This window comes from Mycolicibacterium sp. XJ2546, assembly GCF_053483195.1.
Genome location: NZ_JBEFRW010000033.1, coordinates 1 through 8,492 on the forward strand (window position 1 = coordinate 1; position 8,492 = coordinate 8,492).

The 8,492-nt window shown below is 61.2% G+C and carries 6 protein-coding genes, 4 tRNA genes and 1 pseudogene; 5 read left to right on the plus strand and 6 right to left on the minus strand.

The window, feature by feature from the left end; translation table 11 throughout:
• Positions 1 to 78: 78 nt before the first annotated feature.
• Positions 79 to 1,812 (minus strand): DUF262 domain-containing protein, encoded by a 1,734-nt coding sequence (locus ABQE44_RS25625; protein ID WP_448432614.1) that lies wholly within the window; start codon positions 1,810 to 1,812, stop codon positions 79 to 81.
• Between the two features lie 453 nt (positions 1,813 to 2,265).
• A complete protein-coding gene (locus tag ABQE44_RS25630) occupies positions 2,266 to 2,478 on the minus strand; it encodes a hypothetical protein (protein WP_448432616.1) in 213 nt (70 codons plus the stop codon).
• A gap of 258 nt (positions 2,479 to 2,736) precedes the next feature.
• Here ABQE44_RS25630 and ABQE44_RS25635 point away from each other — a divergent pair.
• A pseudogene (locus tag ABQE44_RS25635) lies at positions 2,737 to 3,735 on the plus strand (IS481 family transposase).
• An 83-nt stretch (positions 3,736 to 3,818) separates the two neighbouring features.
• Here the strand turns inward: ABQE44_RS25635 and ABQE44_RS25640 are convergent.
• The 3 genes from ABQE44_RS25640 to ABQE44_RS25650 form a co-directional block, all read right to left on the minus strand.
• Positions 3,819 to 3,893: transfer RNA gene (locus ABQE44_RS25640), tRNA-Val, on the minus strand.
• Between the two features lie 14 nt (positions 3,894 to 3,907).
• Positions 3,908 to 3,978 (minus strand) — tRNA-Cys (locus tag ABQE44_RS25645).
• Between the two features lie 28 nt (positions 3,979 to 4,006).
• Positions 4,007 to 4,079: transfer RNA gene (locus ABQE44_RS25650), tRNA-Gly, on the minus strand.
• A gap of 300 nt (positions 4,080 to 4,379) precedes the next feature.
• Here ABQE44_RS25650 and ABQE44_RS25655 point away from each other — a divergent pair.
• From ABQE44_RS25655 to ABQE44_RS25670, 4 genes are all read left to right on the plus strand, one after another.
• Positions 4,380 to 4,451: transfer RNA gene (locus tag ABQE44_RS25655), tRNA-Val, on the plus strand.
• Positions 4,452 to 4,572: 121 nt separating this feature from the next.
• Entirely contained in the window at positions 4,573 to 5,685 is a 1,113-nt protein-coding gene (locus ABQE44_RS25660) for a hypothetical protein (protein WP_448432617.1), read from the plus strand.
• Between the two features lie 53 nt (positions 5,686 to 5,738).
• Positions 5,739 to 6,929 carry a hypothetical protein gene (locus tag ABQE44_RS25665; RefSeq protein WP_448432619.1) on the plus strand — a complete coding sequence of 397 codons (1,191 nt, stop codon included), beginning with the start codon at positions 5,739 to 5,741 and terminating at the stop codon, positions 6,927 to 6,929.
• A 29-nt stretch (positions 6,930 to 6,958) separates the two neighbouring features.
• Positions 6,959 to 7,801, plus strand: a complete 843-nt coding sequence (locus tag ABQE44_RS25670; RefSeq protein ID WP_448432621.1) for a DUF4062 domain-containing protein — start codon at positions 6,959 to 6,961, stop codon at positions 7,799 to 7,801.
• A gap of 14 nt (positions 7,802 to 7,815) precedes the next feature.
• On the opposite strand, the gene ABQE44_RS25675 is transcribed toward ABQE44_RS25670, so the two are convergent.
• Positions 7,816 to 8,334, minus strand: coding sequence for a M50 family metallopeptidase (locus tag ABQE44_RS25675; protein WP_448432623.1), 519 nt, complete (start codon positions 8,332 to 8,334; stop codon positions 7,816 to 7,818).
• Positions 8,335 to 8,492 lie beyond the last annotated feature (158 nt).

The window sequence follows — 8,492 nt, forward strand, 5'->3', positions numbered from 1 at the left end:
GTCCGAGCGCGTGCGATCATGCATGCATCGATCGCGGGCATGTCGAAGTGTGGTGAGGGTATCGGGCTACGGCGCATTTCACGTACGAGGGTCGCGAGGCCATGCAAGCACGGCAAGATCCGCCATCTTCCGCTGCCGTTCGACGATTGCCTCGGCATTCCACTCGTCGGCCTCGGCCGCGCTCGAAGTGAGTCTCAAGCTCGACCCTTCCAAGACAGGTCGTTTCACGGACCAGCTCTTGTTACCGATGACGCCGTTTGGGCCTTTCTGAAGCAGGCAGAGATTTCCCAATCTGTCGGTATGGAGCTTTCTGTCATCTGGCGGGAACTGCGGCCAGTCGTCCAGCGTCGCTCGCTGCGGCAGTATGTGCTCAAGATTGACTTGCTGGACATCGCTATTGACCACCAATTCCGGTTGCGGTTCGCCGCGTATCTCCAGCTCCAGCGCCCGCAGCAGATACCTTGCTAGCCTGCCTATCGGCTTCCATTCGGTGAAACTTGAATGGAACACCGAATCGGTCGGGACAAGGCCGCTAACTTTGGTAAGCAAGATTTCTTCTGTCCTAGTCACATGGCCTGCCCGCACGTCGCGTGCTGCGTCGCAGAATGCAGCTTCCGAGGTGCCGCCGCCCAAGTTTCCTGCACACAGCATGCGGACCGACCACGACACCATCGCCGGCACGAACTTGCTGATCTCATGGCGGGGAAAGGTGGTAAGGACGGCGAGCATCAGTGGCCGATACCGTTCGATGCGGAGATCTACGAGAACCGCCGCCGCATCGACGACGCTTTCGGGATAGTCAGCCCAAAAATCGCTGTCAGCGCTAATTAGCGCATGGTAAACGCGGGAACTATCGCGCAATTCTTGGCTGAAGGTTACGGCCTGTTCTGGGCCACCGACGATCGACTTCAAGCGAGAGTAGATCTCTCGCTCGCGAACGAGGCCGTGTTTCGAACTGAGAAGGTGGCGGGCAAATGTCGTAAAGCGCTGATTCCCGACCTGGCCGACGTCGAGATTCTCCAGAGTTCGGACCCAGTCGTCTCTAACCTCATCTAGACGTCGTTCCGCTCGACTGAAAAGGAAGTTCTTCAGGAGGTCGGCGACGGTGAGATCGGCACCGCGGTCGTTCAGGGTCTCGAAGATGAGGAAGGCGTCGGCTTCTGTCGCGACGGTAATGGAGACTACCTGTGCGCTCTTGTCGAGCCACTCTTGAAGTTCGGATAGTCGGGTGCGCCACTCGGCGCCGTTGTCGGCTACAAATTGCTGGCACTCACCGACAAAGAAGTCGTACGCGCTCTTGATAAGCTGTTGACTGTGTTTAGTCGGCTCAACATCTTGTCGTAGAATTACTTTGCGCTCGAAATAGTCGCGGTCATCGGTGTTCAGAATAAGTTGCGGCTGGTCTTTTCCGACTCGGCGATCGAACTTACCGAGATAGTCCTGCTGGGTAGATCTTGCGTACTCTGCTTCGCCGTTTTCGCGATAGGTGTCGCGTATGGCCGCCAGGAGGAGCGATGTCGTGGCAAGTCGCTGTTGTCCGTCTATGACTAGTCTGCGGGTGTTGTCGCCGTTCTCACCACCGGTGGCGAGAACGACAGTGCCCAGGAAGTAGCTTTGTCCCGACTTGTAGCTGCTCGTTAAGTCATGCCAAAAGTCGACAACCTGTTGCCTGTCGCTCGTGCTTTCAGAACTTGATCGCGGCGCGATAGTCGACCAAGAATATGACCGTTGGTAGAACGGGACGGCGAGCGACTCTGAGCGAAGTAGCTCGGCGATCCCAGAGGCCTCGTACTTCAGAAATTGATGCTCCACCAAGCTCCCCTCAACTTTAGCGCTGCGCCGGTAGAAAGCGGCCGGTCGGTGCAAGTAATCCAACCAGACGGAAGGGGACGTCTGTAAGCGGGAGTCATCCGGTGTGCCACGCTGGTGCTGCGCAAGATGGCGCGATTGATTGACTAACTTATTCGCTGCCGTAGCGGGCGGGCCCGAGGATCGGAACCCCTGCGGGGTGCTGGTGTCTGATCCCCTCCCCATACGACCCCGAAGCCATCTGCCCGATATTCGTTCTCGGCCACGACGAGTAGCCCCGCGCCCGTGTGGCGTGCGGCTCAGCTGTGGCGCACGCCGGGCGGTGATCAAACGCTCTCGGGTGCGACCCTCGGCGCAAGCGGGGGACTGGGCTACTGCGCGCAGGCTGGGTTACGTCGGGCTCTGCAGTAACGACGGCGTTCCGCCGGCGTCAAACTGGCCTGCGGGGCGGTCGTTCTAGAGCAGCGTGTAGGCGATCGGAGCGTGCTGATCGAGCTTGTCGGCGGCGGCGTTGAGGGCGGCGGCCAGGGCTCGGGCACCCTGCGCGGTGAGTGCTGCAAGTGCGTCGAACGAGTCGCCGTCGACGGTAACTGTGTGGAGCCCGGCGCCGTTGTCGAATTGCTCACCCTCGGCGCGGACCTGGATCACGCGCGCGGCGAGGGTGCTCACGACGGCGGTGTAAATTGTGAAGCGCCGGAATTGCGCGGTGCTACCGCTATCGCCCAACCAGTCGCCGAGCTGGTCTGCGGCCGCTGAAGCGGGCGGGGCAACGTGTGGGCGGGTCATGGCTAGCTACCTCTCGGTTGGGCTAGCTGTGATGTCCAGGGAGGTTGTCTCTCCCGATATCGGTGAGCCTGTGTGACAGGGAAGGCCTCCGGTTGTGAAGTGGAGCTATCTAGGAACCGCTTCACCAACCAGGAGGCCTTCGTGTCCCACGCTAACGCTGCTCTGACCCCGCGCGCTCGATTGCGCCTCGCCCAGCTCGTCGTCGACTCCGGCTGGACCTACGCCGCAGCGGCCAAGATGTTCATGGTGTCCTCGCGAACTGCAAAGAAGTGGGCCGACCGCTTCCGCGCCGAGGGTGTGGCCGGCATGGCCGACCGTAGCTCTAGGCCGCACACCAGCACTACCATAACTAGCCCGCAGACGATGCGCAGGATCGTGAAGTTGCGGTAACGCAAGCGTCTGGGGCCGGTCCAGGTAGCCGGTGTGCTCGCCGTGCCAGCCTCGACGGTGCACGCAGTGTTGACGCGCTGCCGAATCAACCGGCTGTCTCACATCGATCGAATCACCGGCGAACCGCTGCGGCGCTACGAGCATGCCTACCCCGGCTCACTGATCCACGTCGACGTCACCAAGTTCGCCAACATCCCCGACGGCCCGGCGGCCACAAGTTCACGACCCGACAACTCAGCAGGCACAACGCGCGGCGGACTGCTCAGCGCACTGGCGAACGCGGTAAAGGATATGCGCCTAAGATCGGAATAGCGTTCGTGCACACCGTCATCGACGATCACTGCCGCACGGCCTACGCCGAGATCTGCACTGACGAGAAAGCGACCACCGCGACAGCTGTGCTCCAACGCGCCGTCGCCTGGTTCGGCGAGCGCAACGTCACCGTCGAACGGGTCCTGTCTGACAACGGATCGGCCTACCGGTCCTACGCCTGGCGCCAGGCCTGCACGGAGCTGCATCACTGCCAAGCGAACCCGACCTTATCGGCCTCAGACCAACGGCAAAATCGAGCGCTTCCACCGCACCCTGGCCGACAACTGGGCCTACGCCCGGTTCTACGACTCAACCCAACAGCGCAACGCCGCTCTCCCCGGCTGGCTGCACTTCTACAATCACCACCGAGCCCACTCCGCCATCGGAGGCCAGCCACCAGTCACCCGACTGACCAACCTCCCTGGACATCACAGCTAGCTCGCCGGTTGCCACCGCGAGGTCATATTGAGGTCACGCGGCCCGCTGCTTGGGCTGGGAACTACCTCTGAACTGCGTAATGCTGGTGCGCGATACTGGGATTGAACCAGTGACCTCTTCCGTGTCAGGGAAGCGCTCTCCCGCTGAGCTAATCGCGCCAGAACCTACATTGAGGTGGAGACGGGAATCGAACCCGTGTGCACGGCTTTGCAGGCCGTTGCCTCACCACTCGGCCACTCCACCGCTGGGCTTTGATGCCACTGCACCTTCGAGCGGATGACGGGATTCGAACCCGCGACCCTCACCTTGGCAAGGTGATGCGCTACCAACTGCGCTACATCCGCGCGCCACGAACGACACGTCGCCCGTCGCGAAGCACGACGATAGTCCACGCAAGCGTACCTGCACAAATCCCGAGATGCCGTCGTCGCGTCGGCACTCGGGTCGCCCACCAGCCTAGCCGTTCTACGTCGCGCGAAGCCGAGAAACGGTGCCCCGTACCGCGATCCCCGTCATCGGTCTCGACCCGCTGAGCAGCGACGGGCCGCCCGAAAATCGCCAGCATCACGGCATTGGCGATTCGGGCCGGTAGCCTCGAACGTGCTAGTCTTCGACGTCGTTCGACCCTCGGGTCGAGCCTTCTCGGTCTCGTAGCTCAGCGGGAGAGCGTCCGCCTCACACGCGGAAGGTCACTGGTTCGATCCCAGTCGGGACCACAAGGTCAGAGCTATTTTATGGCTAAGCGTGCAATCTCCGTGCAATACCCACAGCACTATCCCCTCAACGCGGGCCGTGTTGTAGATACGACTTGTCGGCGTACCGACGTACCGTCCTCGAATGAATCTGCAGAGCCGAAGCAAGCGGTGGCTGGCGGCTATTGAACTCGCGAAGCCGATGACAACCGGGATGCTGTTCTACCGGAAGAACAACGTCGTCGGGAAGAAGGGGATTCCAGAGCAGGCGCAGCACCTTTTCGTCAAGAAGATGTTGGACCCACTGCGGCTGACCATTGAGTCCGACCCCGTTCCACCCGGCAACCCGCTTCACGGCGTATTGAGCGACGTGGTGGACAAGGTCGACGAGGTGACGGTTGGAACGGAATTCGTAGCGAGCGTCGAAGCGCTCGACGTGGCCCTAGATGCGGCGCTCGACTCGCTGCGAGACTGGACGGCTGGCGAAGACGCCAAGATCGAGGACATCATTGATGAGCTCGAGCGCGCATTCCTGATATCTCTCTTCATCACGCTGACCTCACACACATTCGTCGTCAATTGGGGTGGGGAGTGGGAGACGCACCATGACCGATTTCTGGACGGCAAGGAACCTCACGACCTGCCGCACTATGTACACCTTCCAACGTTCATGCCCTGTGCAGAACCCGGAAACGGGCGAGTCCACGTACAGCAGCTGCTCTCTGCCCTTCGTGCCGGAACGCAATTCTTCATCGCTGGCGCAACCTCGACCAACGTCGAGCGCTACCCAGAACTGCAGTCGATCGTCTACTCGCAGTGGTTCGCCTACATGCACGCGATCTGGGATGAGCAATTCAGAGAGCGCATCGCGGAGTTCTATAGCTCTGCGGACGAACCGCTAGAGAAGAACGACGTGCTTGTCGACTTCTTCGGTGACCTTCGACGAATTCGCAATGACTTTGTTCACCGCAAGGGGATTGCAGACGAAGTAATCAAGGTCAAGATGTTGAAGTGGGGCTTTGTCCAAGGCAGGCCACTCGAAATCACCACCGAACAGATGTTGTCGTTAGTCGATCTCTTCCCAAGACACGTACTGATGGTGAAACCGATTACGCGTCCACGCCAGACCCGTAAACAGATGCCGGGCAGTGCGGACGCTGTTCTGGTGGATCGCTTCTTGGCTAGGGCGGCTGATCTTGAAATCGACAAGAGCGCTGCCCTCGATGACGCCCTAACTGACTGGTTGCAGCACCACTGATGGATTGGTCATCCTGCTGGGCCGGCTGTGCCGCAAGTGCAACCATGTGAGTCGTGACAGCGGAATCGACGCCGGATCGGCGTTTGCCCGAGGATGGTCAGTTTCGTGCCGTCGTAATTGGCTGCTGCGTCGTCGCGGGCCTGTTCATTGCCGCATTTGTCATAGGCACACTCGTCGCCATGTCGCTCGACCTTGGGCTATTGACTGACGGTTGGTACGAGGCGTGGGGAACCTGGGCGGGCGGTGCCGCCACGGCTGCCGCATTCCTTATCGCTGCCTTCAGCATCAGGGTGACGAGTGCCCACGCCCACGCCGATCGTCAAGAGGCTGCAGATATCAGGAAAAACAACGACATGGCGCAGGCGCGCCTGTTGGCCATTTACAAAGTAAGGATGCCGGAAGGTATCGAATCTCTGGCGACATTCCGAATAGAGAACCGCAGCAAGGACGTGTTTTTCGACGTCTCGGTTCCCTTCGTCGATTCGCCCTATGGCTCAGACGGCCGCTTGGAACGGCGCACTCCCGACCTAGTTGAAGCCGAGAACCGGCTCCATGAATACATCCCCACCTCGGTGATGTTGACGCCGTATCGCGATTCCACGGATCACGAGGCATGGTTCACCCTCGTCACTGTGCACACCGCCGACTGGCAAGGTATCCAGTTCGCCGTCGAGTACACAGACTCAAGCGGTCTCCGATGGCGTCAACGTCTGGGGGGAGCAATCGAGCGGATCGAGACCACTGAGGCGATTGCCGTTCGAGAGGCAGACAGATTTCAGCCTCGGCAGCAGATAAGACGTATGTCATGGGCTGAGACATGGCGGATGGGAGGCAAGCGGGCAAAAACCCTGATGCCACCCGAAACGGACGAGGAGTTCCTCGAAATCCTCGAGGTGTCCACCGTTACGCGCTGGGAGCCCATCGAACTCGTCGGTGAGCCTGTTGTCAGGTCGGGCGAAGATACTCCCGGCGAGGTGGAGGTGACGGTGAAATTCAAGCCAAAAGGGCCTCCCTTCTGGAAGGATCACTTTCGAAAGAAGCTTGACGAGAACGGCTTTGGCTTCACGCAGGGTAATTCCGGCGGTCAAGGTGAGACACAGGTGTTTCGGTGCTCGGAAGCTGTGGCGGCGCGTGCCGGGGAGCTACTTTCCGAGGCGATTGAGTATGCCAACGGCGAGTTTGAGGAGCGTGAGCTGGCCTTCGCGCGACGAGCGCTTGAAGCCAGGCAGTCTCGTCGGCGATAGTCCACCGCGACGGAGTGTAAGGAGGTGCGATGTTCGACGCGCACGTGCTCAAGGTGTTGATCTCCTCGCCGGGTGACACGGCCGAAGAGGTGGAAGCGGTCAAATCGGCGCTTCACGGTTGGAACGGCGACCGGGCCGAGTCTGCCCAGGCGATTCTCCTGCCCCGTCATTGGAAGGCAGACGCCATCCCCCGAGTCGGTGTCGGCAGCGGTCAGGGCGTGATCAACGAGCAGTTGGTAGACGGAGCCGATATTGTCATCGCGCTCTTCGATAGCCGCCTCGGGCAGGCGACAGCGGATGCCGTCTCGGGCACCGCTGAGGAGATCCAACGGGCGATTGACGCTGGCAAACATGTCCACGTCTGGTTCTCCAACGAACCAATTCCCCGCTCGGCGGACCGGGATCAGGTGGCCGCACTCAACGAGTTCCGAGCCGCGCTCGAAAGTCAGGGACTGTTGGGTGAGTACGACAGCCCGGCGGACCTGGCCTACAAGGTGCGCAGCGCCATCGAGGGTGATATTGCTCAGATGGGTTTGGGCGTGCCAGGTGTACGCCGGAATGCGGATGACCACGCCCGCCCGCGAGCGAGGCGTCTAGGCGACTCGTTGGTAATTGAGAATCGAAGCAGCAGCGTCACCGCCGAACAGTTTTGGTTCGAGGTTGCCGGTGTCTGGCCAGCCAGCTGGGGTGAGATGGGAGACGACGAACCCGTACATCTCATGTACGAGCCCGAGCCTCTTGACCTGCTGCCTGACTCGCACATGGAGTGGCCCATGGTGGTGTTCATGCAGAGCCCGCCGCAGTTGAAGGTGACCATGCACTGGCAAGAGGGTGGCGAACCTCGTGAAGAAATTCAGATCGTCTCGTTGTGACTCACAGACCACAGCTACACTGCGGTGCCACTCAGATTGAACGTGCCTGGCACGCCCCCGCTGCGGATCATCGCCAGCCCGAGGCTGCTGGGACCGCCGTCGTCAACCAGTCCCAGTGCCTTACACACGTCTTGGTGCGAGGCGCGGCCTTTGAAGTAAAGCTTGGTGGTCACGGCCTTGACGGCGGGCCAGCATCGCTCCAGTAGGGGAACAACCTCGGCGCCCGTATGGGCTCCTCCAGCAGCGCATAACGCGTGGTCGTCGGATTGGTTGGCCGCGAGTATCCGGCGCAGGTCGGCGGGACCGGGCCGGCGGCCGATCGTCCACCGTGCTTCGCACCATGGTCCTGCCAACGTGACGGCGGCGTCTGTGCCCGCGGGCATCACGTCGAACTCGGTTTGGCCGCCGCCGTCTTTGTGGATGACCGCCTGGTGCACGCGCCCGCCCAGAATCACCGAACTGACACAGTGTCCGGCTTCGTGGAATGCCGCGGCGATCCGGTCCAGTTCGGCCTCGGTCATCTTGTGGCCCATGGGTGTTGCTCCTGCTCCTGGTGCTCGTCGTGAGTGCTGTCATCCGGTCGTCGTGGTGGCGGTGCGGTCCGCAGCCTGTGGCCACCGCCATCACGACGCCGGGTTCCCGCCGTGGGGGGGGGGGGGGGGGGGGGGGGGGGGAGAAAGGGAGCAAAGCA

Bases quoted from the DNA above. Each gene is read 5' to 3' on its own strand.
- ABQE44_RS25675 (WP_448432623.1), bottom strand. From the start codon at position 8,334: ATGGGCCACAAGATGACCGAGGCCGAACTGGACCGGATCGCCGCGGCA.
- ABQE44_RS25670 (WP_448432621.1), top strand. From the start codon at position 6,959: ATGTTCGACGCGCACGTGCTCAAGGTGTTGATCTCCTCGCCGGGTGAC.
- ABQE44_RS25660 (WP_448432617.1), top strand. From the start codon at position 4,573: ATGAATCTGCAGAGCCGAAGCAAGCGGTGGCTGGCGGCTATTGAACTC.